Raw genomic sequence first — 16,666 nt, 5'->3', positions numbered from 1 at the left:
GTGCGCGATACGGCGAGTTTGCCCGGACGCAAGGCGCGCAGCGGCCCCGGCCGAGGCGGTGGTTGGCAGACTGTGGCCATGGCTGTACTGCCCGACGACCTGCAAACCCCCATCGAGCTTCCGGAGCTGGTCACGCGCGTGGTCTCACTGGTGCCCTCGCTGACTGAGGCTCTGGCGCTGTCCTGCCCGGGTGTCCTGGTCGGAGCCACCCAATGGTGTACCCACCCGGGCGAACTGGACGTGCCCCGGTTCGGTGGCACCAAGAACCCTGACCTACCCGGCATCATCGGGCTGCGCCCCGATCTGGTGGTGGTCAACGAAGAGGAGAACAAACCCGAACATGTGCAGCGGTTGCGGGCAGCGGGGGTATCGGTCTGGGTCACCGACATCCGAACGGTCCAGGGTGCGTTGGACTCGATGGGGCGCCTGCTAGAGGCACTCCGGGCGCCGCAGCGGGACTGGCTGCAGGCAGCTTGCCGCGCCTGGGAGCAGGCGTGCCCGGTCTTGACGACCAATGCCACGCAGCTCGAACCGAGTGAGGCTGGTGGCCGGCGGATACGCGCGGCCATCCCGATCTGGCGCCGCCCGTGGATGTACGTCGGTTCCGACACCTACGCCGGGGATGTGCTCGCCCGTCTGGGAGTCGACAACGTCCTCGCGCAGCACCCGCAGCGCTACCCGCGCATCGCCCTGGCCGACCTCCCGCCGCTGGACCTGGCCATCCTGCCGGACGAGCCGTATGCCTTCTCCGCCGACGACGGCCCGGAAGCCTTCGATGCTCCGGCGGCGCTGGTCAGCGGTCGGCACTTGACCTGGTACGGACCTGCCATGGTGCAGGCACCGACCGTGCTGTCAACCCAGATCCGCGCCGCCATCCCCCCCGAGGAGTGACCATGAAACCCACTACTGACGAACTGCTCGTGCATCGCCGCGAAGGGGTCGTCGAAATCACCTTCAACCGGCCGCACCGGCACAACGCCTTCACCACGGCGATGTACATCGGCCTGCTGGAGTTGTTCGCCCAGTTGGACCAGGACCCAGACACTCGGGTCCTCGTCCTGCGCGGCGCCGGGTCGGTCGCGTTTGCGGCCGGTAACGACATCTCGGAGTTCGCCGGGATGACCTCCGGCGCGCAAGCGGTGGAATACGAGGCCCGGGTCCGCAAGATGCTCGACGCCCTGCTCCGATTGCCACAAGTGAGCATCGCCGCGGTGGACGGGTTGTGCGTAGGAGGGGGCCTCGGCGTGGCCACCTACTGTGACCTGCGGCTGGTCACCGGCGCCTCGCGGTTCGGGTACCCGATCGCGCGCACCCTCGGCAACGCGCTCTCGCGGCCGCTGCTGGAGCGCTGCGTCCACATCTTCGGTGAGGCGCTGACCCGCGAAATGCTGCTGGCTTCGCGGCTGATCGACGCCGAGCGCGCCTACGCGGTAGGTGCGGTGCTGCCGGTATGCCCCACCGCCGAGCAACTGGAACGTGAACTCGAAGCGCTCATCGAGGGGGTGCTGCAGGCTGCGCCGATGACGCTGCGGGCGACCAAGCAACAACTCCTGGCTATCACCGAATCCGGTGTAGACCCGAGCACCGATGAGCGTCTGCTCGAACACGTCTACTCCAGTGCAGGATTCCGTGAGGGGGTCCGCGCCTTTCTAGCCAAGGAGAAGCCACGCTTCGGTGAGGTGGATAAGAACGAGCGAGCCTGAGCCCGACCGGCCACCGACCCGACTGAGGGGTCGACGCCTGAGGTCATTGCGGTCAGGTGCGCAGCCGACCGGGCCCGATCCGAGCGGCCGGTAGCTTCTGCGCACCTGCGGAAGGAGCCACTCCCAGGCACAATTACCTCGGCGCCCTTGCCATGGGCGGCGAGCAGGTTTAGGACTACGCACACCTCAGGGAATCAACCGACCATCCCAAGGAGCGCTCGTGAGTCATCCAGCCCCGGAACCGTCCGGGCTTTCCAGGTCGCAACGCCTCGATGAACTGCCCGCCACCCGCGCTCATGGCCGCCTCCTGGTCGGGGCCGGTGTCGGCTGGGCTCTGGACGCCATGGACGTCGGCCTCATCTCCTTCGTCATGGTGGCGCTCAGTAAACAGTGGGGGTTGGGCGAGGGCACGTTGTCGATCCTCGCCTCGATCGGCTTCGTCGGGATGGCCATCGGGGCCAGCGTGGGCGGCCTCCTGGCCGACCGCATCGGGCGCCGACAGGTATTCGCGCTGACCCTGCTCATCTACGGGATCGCCACCGGCGCCTCGGCCTTGGCCGGTTCGGTAGCGGCGTTGATCGCCCTGCGCTTCGTCGTGGGGTTAGGCCTGGGCGCCGAGTTGCCGGTCGCCTCGACCTTGGTCAGTGAGTATTCACCGCGGGCCATTCGCGGGCGGATGGTCGTGGCGTTGGAGTCGTTCTGGGCGCTCGGCTGGATCCTCGCGGCGCTGATCGGTTACTTCGTTGTGCCCTCCGGGCCTAACGGTTGGCGGTGGGCCCTGGCCGTCGGCATCGTGCCGACCCTGTACGCCGTCGTGGTTCGGTACGGACTGCCGGAGTCGGTACGGTTCTTGGAGAGCAAGGGACGCCTGGTCGAGGCCGAGGCTGCGGTGCGCATCTTCGAGAGCAGCGCGGGGGTGGCAGCCCCGGACGACCCCGACGGGCTGCGAGTAGCTGAAGTTACGCAGCCGCCCGTTGCCCAGCATTCGCCCGGGATCTGGTCGCGGCTCTACCGCCGTCGCACGGCCGCACTGTGGACGGTGTGGTTCATGGTCAACCTGTCCTACTACGGCGCCTTCATCTGGATGCCCACGCTCATCTACCTGCAGGGCTACGGGCTGGTCAAGACGTTCGAGTACACCCTCATCATCACCCTCGCCCAGCTTCCGGGTTACGCACTGGCGGCCTACCTGATCGAGAAGTGGGGCCGGCGCGCCACCCTGGCCAGTTTCCTGCTCGGCTCGGCCTGTGCTGCGGCGGCCTTCGGGATGGTCGCGGGCGTCACCATGATCCTCGTCGCCGGGTGCGCGCTGTCCTTCTTCAATCTCGGAGCCTGGGGGGCGCTCTATGCGGTCTCGCCCGAGATCTATCCAACCTCGATCCGGGGCACCGGCTCCGGATCGGCCGCGGCGTTCGGCCGCATCGCCTCCATCCTGGCGCCACTGCTGGTGCCGGTGCTCTCCGGCTGGGGGGGACAGACGTTGACGTTCAGCGTGTTCGGGGTGGCGTTCCTGATCGCTGCCGCGGCTGCACTCTTCCTGCCCGAGCAACGCGACCGCGCTCTGGAATGAGGGTGGCCCGCCACCACCGGTGGGCGGTCCCGGGCCCGACCCGCCCGCCACGGGCCACGTGCGGTGCTGCCGGGAGCGCCATCATGGGGGTATGACTTCTCGCCCCCTCGTGGCCGTGCTCAACGGCCCGAACCTGAATCTGCTCGGCACCCGCCAACCGGAGATCTACGGCAGGACGACGCTGGCCGATATCGAACGGCGTTGCCGCGTGGTCGCCCAGGAATTGGGGCTCGACATCGAGTTCCGGCAGTCCAACCACGAGGGCGTCCTGGTCGAACACATCCAGGAACTGCGCGGCGCGGCGGCGGGGTTCGTTGTCAACGCGGCCGCGTACACGCACACCTCGGTGGCGGTGCGGGATGCGCTCGCGGCATGCGATGCTCCGCTCGTCGAGGTGCATCTGTCGAACGTGTACGCCCGGGAGCCCTTCCGGCACCACTCCTATCTCTCGGACATCGCGCTCGCCGTCATCACCGGATGCGGGCCGCTGGGCTATGAGTTCGCCCTGAGCGCGCTGGCCCACCGGCTGGTTCCCGCACCGACACTCAGCTGAGCGTCTCGGTCCCGAACGCGGCCAGGGAACGCAGAGGCGGGGCCGGCCGCAATGGCCGACCCCGCCCCGACAGTTGCTGATGGTTACAGCGCGCGCAGGATGTCCTCGACGCGATCCTTGGCGTCGCCGAAGAGCATCTGGGTGTTCTCCTTGAAGAACAGCGGGTTCTGCACACCGGCATAACCGGTGTTCATGGAGCGCTTGAAGACGATGACGTCGCTGGCGTGCCACACCTCCAGGACCGGCATACCCGCGATGGGCGATCCCGGGTCATCCTGGGCCGCCGGGTTCACGGTGTCGTTGGCTCCGATGACCAGGACGACGTCGGTGGCCGCGAAGTCATCGTTGACCTCGTCCATCTCCAAGACGATGTCGTAGGGAACCTTGGCTTCGGCCAACAACACGTTCATGTGGCCGGGCAGGCGACCTGCGACAGGGTGGATACCGAAACGGACGTTGACGCCACGCTCACGCAGGCGGCGGGTCAGGTCGGCGACAGGGTATTGCGCCTGCGCCACAGCCATGCCGTAGCCGGGGGTGATGATGACCGAGCTGGCATTGCGCAGCAGTTCGGCGCAGTCCTCAGCGGTGATCTCACGGTGCTCGCCATAGTCGACGGCTTCACCGACCACGGCGCCGTCCGAGCCGAACCCGCCGGCAATGACGCTGAGGAACGAGCGGTTCATGCCCTTGCACATGACATAGGACAGGAACGCACCCGAGGAACCCACCAGGGCGCCGGTGATGATGAGCAGGTCGTTGTTCAGCAGGAAGCCCGCTGCGGCAGCGGCCCAACCCGAGTAGCTGTTCAGCATCGAGACGACTACCGGCATGTCGCCGCCGCCGATCGAGGCCACCAGGTGCCAGCCCAGGAACAGCGCAACCAGCGTCATCAGGCCCAGCAGCAGCTGGCGCAGGACCATGTGGTCGTGCCCCAGCATCGTGTACAGCGCCGTCATGAGGACGAACGCGGCGATGACACCGAGGTTGATGAGGTTGTGTTTGGGCAGCATGAGCGGGGCGGACTTGATCTTGCCGCTCAGCTTCAGGAACGCCACGATCGAGCCCGTGAAGGTCACCGCGCCGATGAAGACGCCGACGAAAACCTCCACGTCATGCACGCCCGGGTTGACCAGGACGCGCTCGTAGGAGCTGTTCCAGCCGACGAGTACGGCCGCCAGACCGACGAAGCTGTGCAGCAGCGCGATGAGCTCGGGCATGCCGGTCATCTCGACGCTGCGAGCGCGCCAGATTCCGATGGCGGCGCCGATGGCCATAGCCACAAAGATCAGGCCGAACCCGAGGACGCCCGAGCCGGCGCGGTCGTTCTCGACCCCGGCGGCGTCCACGCCGCCGACCGCCGCGAGGATGGTGATGACCAGGGCGATCAGCATGCCGATGACGCCGTACCGGTTACCGGCGGGCGCCGTCTCGTGCTTGGAGAGCCCGGCGAGGCTGAGGATGAAAAGTAGTCCCGCGATGATGTAGGCGCCCTGGACGAGGGTCAGTGAGGTGGCCATCAGGCGTCGTCCTTCCGGAACATGTCGAGCATTCGAGCGGTGACGGTGAACCCGCCGAAGACGTTGATGCTCGCCACGAGGATGCCGATGAATGCCAGGAAGGAAACCCAGGCTCGACCCGGATGCCCCACTTGCAATAGCGCACCCACGATGATGATGCCGCTGATGGCGTTGGTGACGGACATCAACGGGGTATGCAGAGCGTGGTGCACGTTGCCGATGACGTAGAACCCGATGACCACGGACAGCATGAACACCATGAAGTGCCCGAGGAACGGTTCGGGGGAGACGGCAGCCAGCGCCAGGAAGGCGATCGCTGCCACGCCGATCATCGCCATCTTGACCGCAGGGGTCATCGGCTTCTTGGGCTCCGGGGCCGCCTTAGCGGCAGTGGCTGCCGTGGCGCCGACTGGACTCTGCGCCGGGGCAGCCGAGACCTGGACCGGTGGCGGGGGCCACATGAGCTCGCCGTCCAGGACGACGGTCATGCCGCGCTGGACGACATCCTCCATGTCCAGCACGAGCCGGCCGTCCTTGCCTGGGGTGAGCAGCTTGAGCAGGTTCACCAGGTTGGTGCCGTACAGCTGGCTCGCCTGAGTGGGAAGCCGTCCCGCGAGGTCGGTGTAGCCCAGGATTGTCACGTGGTTGTCGGTGACGATCTTTTGTCCGGCAACCGTCCCCTCCACGTTGCCGCCGTTGGCGGCGGCCATGTCGACGATGACCGTTCCGGGCTTCATCGAGGCCACCATCTCGGCGGTGATCAACCGAGGCGCCGGACGGCCGGGGATGAGCGCGGTCGTAATGATGATGTCGACGTCAGGGGCTTGCCTGGCGTATAGCTCAGCAGCCTTGCGGTTGTAGTCCTCGCCGGTCTCCTTGGCGTAACCATCGGTGGAGACGACCTTCTCGGCCTCCACGTCCAAGAACTCAGCGCCCATCGACTGCACCTGCTCCGCGACCTCAGGGCGCGGGTCGGTCGCGCGCACGATGGCGCCCAGACTTCCTGCGGCTCCGATCGCGGCCAAACCTGCGACGCCGGCACCGACGACGAGGACTTTGGCCGGTGGCACCTTGCCGGCGGCAGTCACCTGTCCGGTGAAGAACCGACCGAACTCGTTGGCGGCCTCGATCACTGCCCGGTATCCAGCGATGTTGGCCATCGAGCTGAGGACATCGATGGACTGGGCACGTGAGATGCGGGGCACCGCGTCCATCGCCAGCACGGTGATGTTGCGCGCGGCGAGCATCTCCACGCGCTCTGGGTTGAGGGCGGGGCTGATGAGCGCGGCGAGCATTGTGCCGTCGCGCATCCGGGCAACCTCGTCGTCTTCGGGTGCATTCACCTTGAAGACGATGTCGGCGTTCCAGACGTCGTCGGTCGCTGCGATCTGGGCACCTGCAGCCGCGTAGCCCGCGTCATCCAGCGAGGCGAGTAATCCCGCCCCGGACTCGATGACGACGTCGTATCCGAGCTTGATGATCTGGGCGACCGTTGCGGGGGTGGCCGCCACCCGGGTCTCTCCCGGTAGCCTTTCCCGGGGAATGCCGATGAGCACGGGAACTCCTTCTCGTCGCTGGCCGTGGGCGCCCTGGGCGGAACCCGGTCCGTTTGCGCGAGACTATCGCGAAGTGGCCACGGTCCTGCTGCGCCGGTGTCAGGTTGCCAGTTCAGCTCAGCCAGATCCGAGTCTTTGGTCCCGTACCCTCCGTGTTGAACCCCTGCGCGGACTCGACCTGCGGCAGAATTCGGGGTTAGGTAGTCCTAAGTCGCCTCCCGCTAGCCGTGAGTTGCGATCCGCCTTCCTCGGCATCGATGCCGAACCCCCCGCTCAATTCAGGAGTGAAACCGTGCCCTCGACCACCTCTGCCACCGCAGCGACGCAGTCTCCGCAGAATTCGTCCGGGCGACTAGCCGCCCGGGATCTGGCGCTCATCGCTTCGATGGCGGCTCTTCTTGTCGTGCTCGGCATCCCCGGTGCGCTGTACCCGTTCGGGCAGGCGGTCCCGATCACCCTGCAATCGATGGGCGTCATGCTCATCGGGGCTCTCCTGGGGTGGAAACGAGGCGCCCTTTCCGTGCTGCTCGTCCTGGCGCTCGCTGCCATCGGTTTCCCGTTCCTCGCCGGCGGCCGCGGCGGGCTGGCCGTCTTCGTCGGGCCTACCTCAGGCTTCCTGCTCGGCTGGCTGCTCGGAGCGATGGTCGTCGGCGCCATGGTGCAGTCCGCAGCGAAGCGCTTGACGACCGCCCGGATCGCGCTGGCGGTCATCGTCGGTGGTATCGGCGTGATCCACCTGTGCGGGATACCGGTGATGATGTGGCGCGCCGGCCTGTCGCTGAACGCCGCCCTGGTTGCCGATCTCGTATTCATCCCCGGTGACCTCATCAAGGCTGTCATCGCCACCGTGGTTGCCGCTGCCGTTCACCGGGCCATGCCGACCTTGCTGCCCTCCACCTGGGCCGGTCGCGCAAGCCGGTGAGGAGTCTTCCGGCGCAGGCCTTCTCCCAGTGATCACCTTCGAGGGAGTCCATCACTCCTACGGCGAGCGCGCTGTCCTACGTGACATCAACCTCGCCCTGGACGAGCCTCGGGTGGGCATCATCGGCGCCAACGGCTCGGGCAAGTCGACGCTGGTGCGGATGATCAACGGGCTTGTCACTCCGAGCGCTGGAACGGTCATCGTCGACGGGCTCGACGTGGCCCGAGACGGGCGTGGGGTCCGTCGCAACGTCGGCTTCGTCTTTCCCGACCCCGAGGCTCAGATCGTCATGCCGACCGTCGTGGAGGACATCGCCTTCTCCCTGCGGCGTTTCAAATTGGGGCGCGCTGCTGAGGACCGGCGCATAGAGGCGGCGCTGAGCCGGTTCGGTCTGGCCCAACATCGGGACCATCCGGCCCATCTGCTCAGTAGCGGCCAGAAACAACTGTTGGCCTTGGCGTCAGTGACGGCTACCGAGCCGCGCGTGCTGGTGGCTGACGAGCCGACCACCCTGTTGGATCGGCGGCATACCCGCGCAGTGATGCGCCACCTGGACTCACTGGATCAGCAACTCATCCTGGTCACCCACGACCTCGATCTGCTCAAAGATTGGGAACGGGTCCTCGTCATCGACGAGGGGCAGGTTGTGGCAGACGGCCCGGGCTCGAGCAGCATCAGGACCTATTGCGACCTGATGGATGCCACGTGAGTCCCGCGCAGGGTGATGGAGGTCGAACCAAGCGTCGGCGGCGGTTGCCGCCGGGAGCAGGCGTGCTGAGCTCCACTTATCAGTCGGGCGACTCCTTCCTGCACCGCGCGAGCGCAGCGACGAAACTTGTCGGGCTCTTGGCGGTCACCACGGTCCTGGTGCTCATCGCCTCGCCCTGGACGGTGCTCGCGGGTGCCACGGTCGTCGTGGTTCTGGGAGTCGCCGCCGGCCTGCGGGTGCGGGGTCTGGTGGGTCTGGTGTGGCCGCTGCGCTGGATCATCTTGCTGTTGACGCCGGTTCAGGTGTGGACGGCGGGGTGGCGAAGTGCGTTGATCGTGGTGGGCGGCCTCGTGGTGGCCATGTCGGCTGCGGGGCTGGTCACGCTGACGACGCGCGTGGCCGACATGATGGACACCGTGACCGCCGGTCTGCGGCCTCTAGGGCGTTTCGGGGTAGACGCGGACCGCGTGGGGTTGGTGATGGGCCTGGCGATCCGCGCGGTGCCCGTCGTGGCGCGCACCCTGACCGAATGCGGGCAGGCGCGGCGAGCTCGTGGGCTCGAACGCAGTCCTCGGGCGCTGCTCGTGCCGTTCGTCGTACGCACGGTGCGGCACGCGGAGCGGGTCGGGGAAGCCCTGGTTGCGCGCGGCATCGACGACTGAGCGGCCTGCCGTGCGCGGCCTGTCTGTCCGGGCTCGCCGGGGTCTGAAAAAGAACGTTTCTGGCAGCGTCGACACCCGATTTCGTACCCAGCCACTGAAACGTGTATCGTCATCCAGGCGTTGCCGCGCGGACGTTCTTTGAACGTTCTGCGTAGCGTCGCCACCGAGGTTGCCTCGGGTGCCCCGATAGCTCAGTCGGCAGAGCGTCTCCATGGTAAGGAGAAGGTCTAGGGTTCGATTCCCTATCGGGGCTCAGGTCTGGCCAACCGGCTGATCACCAACGTGGTCAGCTTAGGCCGCCCTTGGCGGGGTAGCTCAGGTGGTTAGAGCACACGACTCATAATCGTGGTGTCGCGGGTTCGAGTCCCGCCCTCGCTACCAGCGCGATGAGGGCTTTCGGGCCATCATCGCGTAATCTGGTAAGTCGTTGTGTCCGCTGCCTCGCGCGCGGCCGCCAGCAGCAAACCCCGACGCGAAAGACAGGTAGTGCCGTGGCCAGCAAGACCACCGACGTCCGCCCCAAGATCACCCTGGCGTGCGCGGACTGCAAGGACCGCAACTACATCACGAAGAAGAACCGGCGGAACAACCCCGACCGCATCGAGCTGTCGAAGTTCTGCCCCAAGTGCGGCAAGCACACCGCCCACAAGGAAACTCGTTGATCTTCTTCGCATAACTGCGCAGTCGAAGCGGCCTCACCGATCCTGTCGGTGGGGCCGCTTCGCGTTGCGTGATCGGCCGATCAGCCGACGGCGGTGAGCTGCGGGTGGGATCGGCGACTGGAAGCCGCCTACCGGTCGTGGCCGCTGATGCTCAGGCGCGGCGGGGTGAGCGATGTCGCTGCCCTGGCATAGGGTTTCGCCCATGCCGGTCAACGCCACCTTTGAAGGTCGCAGCTACCCCCCGTGTGAGTCTTTTGCGGTCGGGCGAGAGCATGTCCGCGATTTTGCCCGGGCGGTCGGTGCCACCGACCCCGTGCATTTCGACGTAGCAGCCGCGCGGCAAGCCGGGTACGCCGACGTGATCGCGCCGCCGACCTTCGCCGTGGTCATTGCCCAGCGCGCTGAGGCGCAACTCATGCTGGACCCAGAAGCTGGCATCGACTTCAGCCGGGTGGTGCACGGCGAGGAGAAGTTCCTCCACCATGCTCCCCTCGTCGCAGGCGAGGAGATCGTGGCCAGGCTGCACGTTGATCGGGTGCGCGAGGTGGCTGGTAACGCCCTGGTCGGCACCCGCGTCGAACTGGCTACCTCCGAGGGAGCGCCTCGCTCGACGGTCACCTCCAGCCTCGTCGTCAGAGGGGAAGAGTCATGAGCGGGTCCACATCCGAAGCCCGGACGGTGCCGCCGTCGGCGAGTTCGGTCCAGGTCGGCCACGAATTGCCGGGGGCAACGATTCGCGTCTCGCGTGAGCGCCTGGTGGAGTACGCCGCGGCGAGCGGGGACCGCAACCCGATTCACTGGAACGAGTCCTTTGCCACCTCAGTGGGGCTGCCGGGTGTTATCGCGCACGGGATGTTCACGATGGGGGTAGCCATCGAGGTCGTCTCTGCCTGGGCGGGGGCTGCTGCAGTGCGCGAATACGGCTGCAAGTTCGTTGCGCCGGTGCCGGTGGGCGACGAGGGTGCCGTCATCGAAGTGGCGGGGCGAGTGACGAAGGTGGACGTAGACGAGCGGCGTGCGGTGGTAGACCTCACGGTCACCCACGCGGGGGTCAAAGTGCTCGGGCGAGCCCGGGCGACCGTGGAACTGGGCTGAGAGGTGGACGTGTCAGAGCATTCTGTAGCGCTAGCGACGTGCACGACGATGCGGGTCGGCGGGCTGGCTGAGCGTTTCGTTCGGGCGGAGAGCACCGATGAGGTGGTCGACGTCGTACGGGAGGTCGATGACGCTTCAGAGCCGTTGATGGTCTTCTCGGGCGGCTCCAACCTCGTCGTCGCTGACGAGGGTGTGCCCGGCACCACAGTGCAGGTCGCCTCGCGCGGGATCCGTTCCGACACCGCCGACCTGTGCGGGGGAGTACTCGTCGATGTCGCGGCCGGAGAGCCGTGGGACGACTTCGTCGCCTACACCGTTTCCCAAGGCTGGGCCGGTGTGGAAGCGCTGTCAGGGATCCCTGGATGCGTCGGCTCCACCCCGGTTCAGAATGTCGGCGCGTACGGCCAGGAGGTGGCGCACAGCATCGCTCGGGTGCGCACCTGGGACCGCGCGCGCGGGCAGGTTCGCACGTTCAGCAATGCCGAATGCGACTTCTCCTACCGGCATTCCCGCTTTAAGAGAGCGGTGATGCCGGGCGCGCCGGGGTGGCTGGGTACGGCCAGTCCGCGCTTCGTCGTGCTGGAGGTGCAATTCCATCTCGAGATCGCCGATCTGTCGCGCCCCATCGCCTACGCCGACCTGGCCCGAGGGTTGGATGTGGAGCTCGGCGCGCGAGTTCCCCTGGCCGAGGCTCGAGAAGCCGTGCTGGCGCAGCGTCGCCGCCGGGGAATGGTCCTGGACGAGCAGGATCATGACTCCTGGAGTTGCGGATCGTTCTTCACCAACCCCATTCTCGATCAGCAGCAGTTCGCGCAGCTGCGCGACCGGGTTGCCCAACGGCTCGGCAGCCAGGTGGAGCCGCCGCAATACGCAGTAGAGGGCGCCCCCGGCCAGCTCAAGACCAGCGCAGCCTGGCTGATCGATCGGGCCGGCTTCACCAAGGGATACGGAATGCCGGGCACAGCTGCACTGTCGAGTAAACATGCTCTGGCGGTGACGAACCGGGGCGGTGCCACGGCGCAGGAGGTCGTCGCCCTGGCCCGGGAGATTCGCGACGGCGTGCAGGCGGCCTTCGGCATCCGCTTGGTCAACGAGCCGGTGTTGGTTGGGTTGGAGTTGTAGACGCAGCGGACTGCACGCGGCGGCGTGGTATTTCCGCGACCGTTGGTGGCTGCCTGCTCCTTGCCTGCTCGTTCTGCGGGATTGTCGCCGCTTACGCCTGGCCGTCGTCGGCTGCCAGCCAGGAGTCGATGCCGGCGCGTGCTGCGCGTTTGATGGCCGGGGTAGCCCGGCTCCCGGTGATGGAGGCGCGGGCCAGCCCGGCCAGCGCCGCATCGTCCAGCGCGTGCTCGTTGCGGGCCGACTCGTACTGGGCGCCGAGGCGGGAACCGAACAGCAGCGGATCATCGGCCCCCAGTGCAACCTGTACGCCGGACTCGATGAGCTGGGGGATCGGCACCTCTTCCAGGCGCTCGTAGACGCCGAGGCCCACGTTGCTGCCGGGGCAAACCTCCAAGGTGACACCGCGCTGCGCCAATTCGTGCAACAGCGCTGGGTCCTCGACACTGCGCACCCCATGCCCGATCCGGTCGGGATGGATGCTGTCCAGAGTCGCGCGTACGGCTTCGGGGCCCAGCAACTCACCGCCGTGCGGCACCAGGGCCAGCCCCGCTTTGCGCGCGATGCGGAAAGCGTGCGCGAAGTCCTCGACATGCCCGCGGCGTTCGTCGTTGCTCAGCCCGAAACCGACGACGCTGCCGGGCTCGTCGCCTGCGTAACGAGCGGCCAGGCGGGCGAGTGTCCGGGCGTCCAGGGGATGGCGGGTGCGGCTGGCGGCGACGATGATTCCGACCCCGATTCCCTCCTCAGCAGAGGCAACCTTCGCCTCGTCCAACACAATCTCCAGCGCCGGGATCAGTCCCCCGACGTGCGGCGCGTAGCTGGTGGGGTCGACTTGCATCTCCAGCCAGGCGGAGCCTTCGGCAGCGTCGTCCTGCGCGGCCTCCCGCACGATCCGGCGCATGTCCTGCTCGGAGCGCACGCAGGAGCGGGCGGCGTCGTAGAGGCGCTGGAAACGAAACCATCCGCGTTCATCCCGCCCGCTCAGGGTCGGGGGCCAGTCATCCACCAGGGCCCGCGGGAGGCGCACTCCATGGAGGTCAGCGAGTTCAAGCAGGGTGATGAACCGCATCGACCCGGTGAAGTGCAGGTGGAGATGCGCTTTGGGGAGACGGTGCACGGGCCTGCTCATGCACTCCAGTGTCGCCTGTCGGCGAGCAGCTCCTGACCGCGCCCCGTTGCCTACCCCAGGCACACGAGCGGGCGGGTTCGTGCCACGGCTGAGCGAGGGTGCTGGATGGGGCGGTTGGCCTTGGGTGGCGCCCCTGCCGTATGCTCTTCGTCTGGGTGCTCGTTCAGCGCGATCCGTCGCGCTCGCCGTCACCCGTAGGGCAGTGGCTCAATTGGTAGAGCACCGGTCTCCAAAACCGGCGGTTGGGGGTTCGAGTCCCTCCTGCCCTGCGCGTACATGTTCGTCAGAAGGAAGGACCCGAGGCCACAGCACTCAGCTCGAACGCCGTGGCATGACGGGCGGAATGAGAAGAGGCACTGTGAGCAGCAACGGCTCCACGACGGCACGCCAGGCCATGCCTGCGCCTGCACGCCGGAACCGAGACGGCAACGTGGTGTCTCGCTTCTTCGGCGCGATCGGGCTGTTCATCAGTCAGGTCCTGGACGAGATGCGCAAGGTCGTTCGACCGACGCGCAAAGAACTGACTACGTACACAACGGTCGTCATCGTTTTCGTCGTGGTCATCATGCTTTTCGTTCTCGGACTCGACACCCTGTTCACGAAGCTGGTCTTCTGGGTGTTCGCAGGGTCCTGATGCCCGCAGGCCGACCAGGCCTCGCCAGCAACCCGTAGCCTCGTAGGCTCTGGGACGACCACACCGACGAAGAGCAGGAAGTGAGTGCGCACGTGAGTGATCAGCCGGAGTTCGCGGACGGCCAGGAATCCGAGGCCGCCTCGGTTGAGCCCACGCCAGATGAGTCGACGTCGGAGGCTGACCGGATCAGCGCCGATGCTGCAGGCGTGGAAGCAAGCACCGAGATCGCCGTGGATGAGGCGACGGTCAGCGCCGATGAGGGTGAATCGGGGCAGACCTCGCAGTCGCGCGATCTCGCCGAAGACTCGCCCGACGCCAGCGCCGAGACCGATGCAGAGCTCGATGAGCCCACCGAAGCCGCTCCCGAGGGTGGCGAGGACGAGCCCGATGCAGACCCTGCCGAGGTCGAAGCCGACCCTGATGCTGACCCCGCGGGTGAACTCACCGACGGCGAGGATGCCGAGGTTGAGGAAGACCCGGTCGAGGCGCTGCGCAACGAACTTCGTTTCCAGGCGGGGGAGTGGTACGTCATTCACTCCTACGCCGGGTACGAGAACCGCGTGAAGCAGAACCTGGAGCAGCGCGCCACCTCGCTGAACATGGAGGAGTACATCTTCCAGGCCGAGGTGCCGATGGAGCAGGTCACCGAGATCAAGAACGGCCAGAAAAAGGTCGTGCGGCGGGTGCGGATGCCCGGGTACGTCCTGGTGCGGTTGGACCTGACCGACGAGAGTTGGGGAGCGGTCCGGCACACCCCGGGTGTCACCGGCTTCGTCGGCAACGCCCACCAGCCGGTGCCGTTGAGCCTTGACGAGGTCGTCTCGATGTTGGCCCCGCAGGTGGAACAGGCCAAAGCCGCAGAAGCCAACGCTGCCGCCTCAGACCGCCCGGCCAAGTCGACTTCGGCTGACATGCTCGTCGACTTCGAGATCGGCGAGTCCGTCACCGTCATGGAGGGCCCGTTCGAGACGCTGCCGGCCACCATCTCCGAGATCCTGCCCGAGTCCCAGAAACTCAAGGTTCTCGTTTCGATCTTCGGCCGGGAGACCCCGGTCGAGCTGTCGTTCAATCAGGTCGCCAAGATCTGAGGCTCGACATCCTTGCCGCCGCCATCCGGTGGCGGCACTGCAACCGGGTCATCGCCCACGGCGTGGGCCCACGACGAAAGTAAGGACGGCTCATGCCTCCCAAGAAGAAGAAGGTCTCCGGATACATCAAGCTCCAGATCCAGGCAGGCGCGGCCACTCCGGCTCCGCCCGTGGGTCCGGCACTTGGTCAGCACGGCGTCAACATCATGGAGTTCGTCAAGGCGTACAACGCCGCGACGGAGTCCCAGCGTGGAAACGTCATCCCGGTCGAGATCACGGTTTACGAAGACCGCTCGTTCACCTTCATCACCAAGACCCCGCCGGCCGCCGAGCTCATCAAGAAGGCTGCCGGTGTGCCCAAGGGTTCGGGCGAACCGCACAAGACCAAGGTCGCGTCCTTGACGCAGGACCAGGTCCGCGAGATCGCTGAGCAGAAGATGCAGGACCTCAACGCGCACGACGTCGAGCAGGCGATGAAGATCATCTCCGGCACCGCGCGCTCCATGGGCGTCGACATCAAGTGAGTTGATGCCGGGCTCTGCGGAGTCCGGCCCCGATTCTTTCGGCCGCCGTACCTTCGGGTGCGGCGGCCGAAGTCGTCCAGGCGATTCCTGCTTGACGCGACATTCGCGATAGCATCACCGTTGGTGCCCGTCTGGGCGCCGGTGGGAGGGCCAGCGCTGGCCCGAACGACCACACCTGCATCAACATCCAGGAGACTCCATGAAGCGCAGCAAGGCCTACCGCGCCGCGGCTGAGAAGATCAACCACGAGAAGTTCTACTCGCCGCTGGCGGCGGTTCGACTGGCCAAAGAGACCTCGACGACCAAGTACGACGCGACCGTTGAGGTGGCATTCCGCCTCAGCGTCGACCCCCGCAAGGCTGACCAGATGGTGCGCGGCACCGTCAACCTGCCGCACGGCACCGGTAAGACCGCCCGCGTGCTGGTGTTCGCGACCGGTGCCAACGCCGAAGCGGCCACCGCTGCCGGCGCTGACTTCGTCGGCTCCGACGACATGCTGGAGAAGGTCCAGGGCGGCTGGCTCGACTTCGACGCTGTCGTTGCGACCCCGGACATGATGGGCAAGGTCGGTCGCCTGGGTAAGGTGCTGGGTCCGCGTGGCCTCATGCCCAACCCCAAGACCGGCACGGTGACGATGGATGTCGCCAAGGCCGTCACCGACATCAAGGGCGGCAAGATCGAGTTCCGCGTGGACAAGCACGCCAACCTGCACTTCATCATCGGTAAGACCTCGTTCAGCGAGCAGGCACTGGTGGAGAACTACGGCGCTGCGCTGGATGAAATCCTTCGTCTCAAGCCGTCGGCGAGCAAGGGCCGCTACATCAGCAAGGCCACGATGTCCACGACGATGGGCCCGGGCATCCCGCTGGACCAGAACCGCACGCGCAACCTGATGACCGAGGATGAGGACTGATTCCCCCTCCTCATCGTGATGTGAGCCGGGCCGACACACCATGGTGTGTCGGCCCGGCCGCGTCTTATCGGGCCGTCGGTAAGCGGCTCGGCGTCAGGTAATGAGCGCAGCCACCGATTTGGGTTCCTCCGGCTTGTGCGCGTAGAATGCTCGATGACCCATGACCGCCGGTTGCCGCGAAGATCTCTCTTCGGGGCCGAAGGTTCCCAAGCAGGGGCGTCCAGCGCAGGCCATCGTGATCAGACTGAAGCGAAAGCTTCGAGCCGCTCCCGTTGCCCTGCGCTCGGGAGCTTTTTTCATGCTC

The 16,666-nt window shown here is 66.7% G+C and carries 18 protein-coding genes and 3 tRNA genes; 18 read left to right on the top strand and 3 right to left on the bottom strand.

Going from position 1 to position 16,666, the window contains the following annotated elements; all coding sequences use genetic code 11:
• Positions 1-78 precede the first annotated feature (78 nt).
• The 4 genes from G9V96_RS05490 (at position 79) to aroQ (ending at position 3,826) form a co-directional block, all read left to right on the top strand.
• Positions 79-891, top strand: a complete 813-nt coding sequence (locus tag G9V96_RS05490; protein WP_168582137.1) for a helical backbone metal receptor — start codon at positions 79-81, stop codon at positions 889-891.
• A gap of 2 nt (positions 892-893) precedes the next feature.
• On the top strand, positions 894-1,703 hold the full coding sequence (locus G9V96_RS05485; RefSeq protein ID WP_168582136.1) for an enoyl-CoA hydratase-related protein: 810 nt from the start codon (positions 894-896) through the stop codon (positions 1,701-1,703).
• Between the two features lie 220 nt (positions 1,704-1,923).
• Complete coding sequence (locus G9V96_RS05480) at positions 1,924-3,273, top strand: MFS transporter (protein WP_319643830.1); 1,350 nt, start codon at positions 1,924-1,926, stop codon at positions 3,271-3,273.
• A gap of 91 nt (positions 3,274-3,364) precedes the next feature.
• A complete protein-coding gene (gene aroQ, locus G9V96_RS05475) occupies positions 3,365-3,826 on the top strand; it encodes a type II 3-dehydroquinate dehydratase (RefSeq protein ID WP_168582135.1) in 462 nt (153 codons plus the stop codon).
• An 83-nt stretch (positions 3,827-3,909) separates the two neighbouring features.
• Here the strand turns inward: aroQ and pntB are convergent, their stop codons facing one another.
• Both pntB and G9V96_RS05465 read right to left on the bottom strand, forming a co-directional pair.
• The gene (pntB, locus tag G9V96_RS05470) at positions 3,910-5,346 is read right to left on the bottom strand and encodes a Re/Si-specific NAD(P)(+) transhydrogenase subunit beta (RefSeq protein ID WP_168582134.1); all 1,437 of its coding nucleotides are present in this window, start codon (positions 5,344-5,346) and stop codon (positions 3,910-3,912) included.
• The gene (locus G9V96_RS05465) at positions 5,346-6,902 is read right to left on the bottom strand and encodes a Re/Si-specific NAD(P)(+) transhydrogenase subunit alpha (RefSeq protein ID WP_168582133.1); all 1,557 of its coding nucleotides are present in this window, start codon (positions 6,900-6,902) and stop codon (positions 5,346-5,348) included. Before G9V96_RS05465 ends, pntB begins: the two co-directional genes overlap by 1 nt.
• Before the next feature lie 292 nt (positions 6,903-7,194).
• Between G9V96_RS05465 and G9V96_RS05460 the strand changes: the two genes are divergently transcribed.
• The 9 genes from G9V96_RS05460 (at position 7,195) to G9V96_RS05420 (ending at position 12,074) form a co-directional block, all read left to right on the top strand.
• Positions 7,195-7,824 (top strand): biotin transporter BioY, encoded by a 630-nt coding sequence (locus G9V96_RS05460; protein ID WP_226913495.1) that lies wholly within the window; start codon positions 7,195-7,197, stop codon positions 7,822-7,824.
• A gap of 28 nt (positions 7,825-7,852) precedes the next feature.
• Complete coding sequence (locus tag G9V96_RS05455; protein ID WP_168582132.1) at positions 7,853-8,533, top strand: energy-coupling factor ABC transporter ATP-binding protein; 681 nt, start codon at positions 7,853-7,855, stop codon at positions 8,531-8,533.
• Positions 8,530-9,195 (top strand): energy-coupling factor transporter transmembrane component T family protein, encoded by a 666-nt coding sequence (locus tag G9V96_RS05450; protein ID WP_226913493.1) that lies wholly within the window; start codon positions 8,530-8,532, stop codon positions 9,193-9,195. Before G9V96_RS05455 ends, G9V96_RS05450 begins: the two co-directional genes overlap by 4 nt.
• A 180-nt stretch (positions 9,196-9,375) precedes the next feature.
• A tRNA-Thr gene (locus G9V96_RS05445) sits at positions 9,376-9,448 on the top strand.
• 51 nt (positions 9,449-9,499) lie between these two features.
• Positions 9,500-9,576 (top strand) — tRNA-Met (locus G9V96_RS05440).
• Between the two features lie 110 nt (positions 9,577-9,686).
• Positions 9,687-9,857: a 50S ribosomal protein L33 gene (gene rpmG, locus G9V96_RS05435; RefSeq protein WP_168582131.1), complete on the top strand. Its 171-nt coding sequence runs from the start codon at positions 9,687-9,689 to the stop codon at positions 9,855-9,857.
• A gap of 202 nt (positions 9,858-10,059) precedes the next feature.
• On the top strand, positions 10,060-10,509 hold the full coding sequence (locus tag G9V96_RS05430; RefSeq protein WP_168582130.1) for an FAS1-like dehydratase domain-containing protein: 450 nt from the start codon (positions 10,060-10,062) through the stop codon (positions 10,507-10,509).
• Entirely contained in the window at positions 10,506-10,952 is a 447-nt protein-coding gene (locus G9V96_RS05425; RefSeq protein WP_168582129.1) for a MaoC/PaaZ C-terminal domain-containing protein, read from the top strand. The genes G9V96_RS05430 and G9V96_RS05425 overlap by 4 nt, the downstream gene beginning before the upstream one ends.
• Positions 10,953-10,961: 9 nt before the next feature.
• A complete protein-coding gene (locus G9V96_RS05420) occupies positions 10,962-12,074 on the top strand; it encodes a UDP-N-acetylmuramate dehydrogenase (RefSeq protein ID WP_168582128.1) in 1,113 nt (370 codons plus the stop codon).
• 91 nt (positions 12,075-12,165) lie between these two features.
• Here the strand turns inward: G9V96_RS05420 and G9V96_RS05415 are convergent, their stop codons facing one another.
• Positions 12,166-13,203 (bottom strand): adenosine deaminase, encoded by a 1,038-nt coding sequence (locus tag G9V96_RS05415; protein WP_168582127.1) that lies wholly within the window; start codon positions 13,201-13,203, stop codon positions 12,166-12,168.
• A 196-nt stretch (positions 13,204-13,399) separates the two neighbouring features.
• Here G9V96_RS05415 and G9V96_RS05410 point away from each other — a divergent pair.
• From G9V96_RS05410 to rplA, 5 genes are all read left to right on the top strand, one after another.
• Positions 13,400-13,472, top strand: a tRNA-Trp gene (locus G9V96_RS05410).
• An 89-nt stretch (positions 13,473-13,561) separates the two neighbouring features.
• A complete protein-coding gene (gene secE, locus G9V96_RS05405; protein WP_168582126.1) occupies positions 13,562-13,837 on the top strand; it encodes a preprotein translocase subunit SecE in 276 nt (91 codons plus the stop codon).
• A 185-nt stretch (positions 13,838-14,022) separates the two neighbouring features.
• Complete coding sequence (nusG, locus tag G9V96_RS05400; protein WP_168583856.1) at positions 14,023-14,925, top strand: transcription termination/antitermination protein NusG; 903 nt, start codon at positions 14,023-14,025, stop codon at positions 14,923-14,925.
• Between the two features lie 92 nt (positions 14,926-15,017).
• A complete protein-coding gene (gene rplK / locus G9V96_RS05395; protein WP_168582125.1) occupies positions 15,018-15,449 on the top strand; it encodes a 50S ribosomal protein L11 in 432 nt (143 codons plus the stop codon).
• Positions 15,450-15,648: 199 nt separating this feature from the next.
• Positions 15,649-16,362 carry a 50S ribosomal protein L1 gene (gene rplA / locus G9V96_RS05390; protein ID WP_168582124.1) on the top strand — a complete coding sequence of 238 codons (714 nt, stop codon included), beginning with the start codon at positions 15,649-15,651 and terminating at the stop codon, positions 16,360-16,362.
• The last annotated feature ends 304 nt before the right edge of the window (positions 16,363-16,666 follow it).

Origin of the sequence: Gephyromycinifex aptenodytis (assembly GCF_012277275.1) — a bacterium.
GTDB classification, from domain to species: Bacteria; Actinomycetota; Actinomycetes; order Actinomycetales; family Dermatophilaceae; genus Gephyromycinifex; species Gephyromycinifex aptenodytis.
Note: the sequence above shows the minus strand (reverse complement) of the source record. Positions and strands in the feature narration are given on the sequence as shown.

Coding starts and splice junctions, on each gene's coding strand:
- G9V96_RS05490 (WP_168582137.1), top strand. CDS start 79: ATGGCTGTACTGCCCGACGACCTGCAAACCCCCATCGAGCTTCCGGAG.
- G9V96_RS05485 (WP_168582136.1), top strand. CDS start 894: ATGAAACCCACTACTGACGAACTGCTCGTGCATCGCCGCGAAGGGGTC.
- aroQ (WP_168582135.1), top strand. CDS start 3,365: ATGACTTCTCGCCCCCTCGTGGCCGTGCTCAACGGCCCGAACCTGAAT.
- pntB (WP_168582134.1), bottom strand. CDS start 5,346: ATGGCCACCTCACTGACCCTCGTCCAGGGCGCCTACATCATCGCGGGA.
- G9V96_RS05430 (WP_168582130.1), top strand. CDS start 10,060: ATGCCGGTCAACGCCACCTTTGAAGGTCGCAGCTACCCCCCGTGTGAG.
- G9V96_RS05425 (WP_168582129.1), top strand. CDS start 10,506: ATGAGCGGGTCCACATCCGAAGCCCGGACGGTGCCGCCGTCGGCGAGT.
- G9V96_RS05415 (WP_168582127.1), bottom strand. CDS start 13,203: ATGAGCAGGCCCGTGCACCGTCTCCCCAAAGCGCATCTCCACCTGCAC.
- rplK (WP_168582125.1), top strand. CDS start 15,018: ATGCCTCCCAAGAAGAAGAAGGTCTCCGGATACATCAAGCTCCAGATC.
- rplA (WP_168582124.1), top strand. CDS start 15,649: ATGAAGCGCAGCAAGGCCTACCGCGCCGCGGCTGAGAAGATCAACCAC.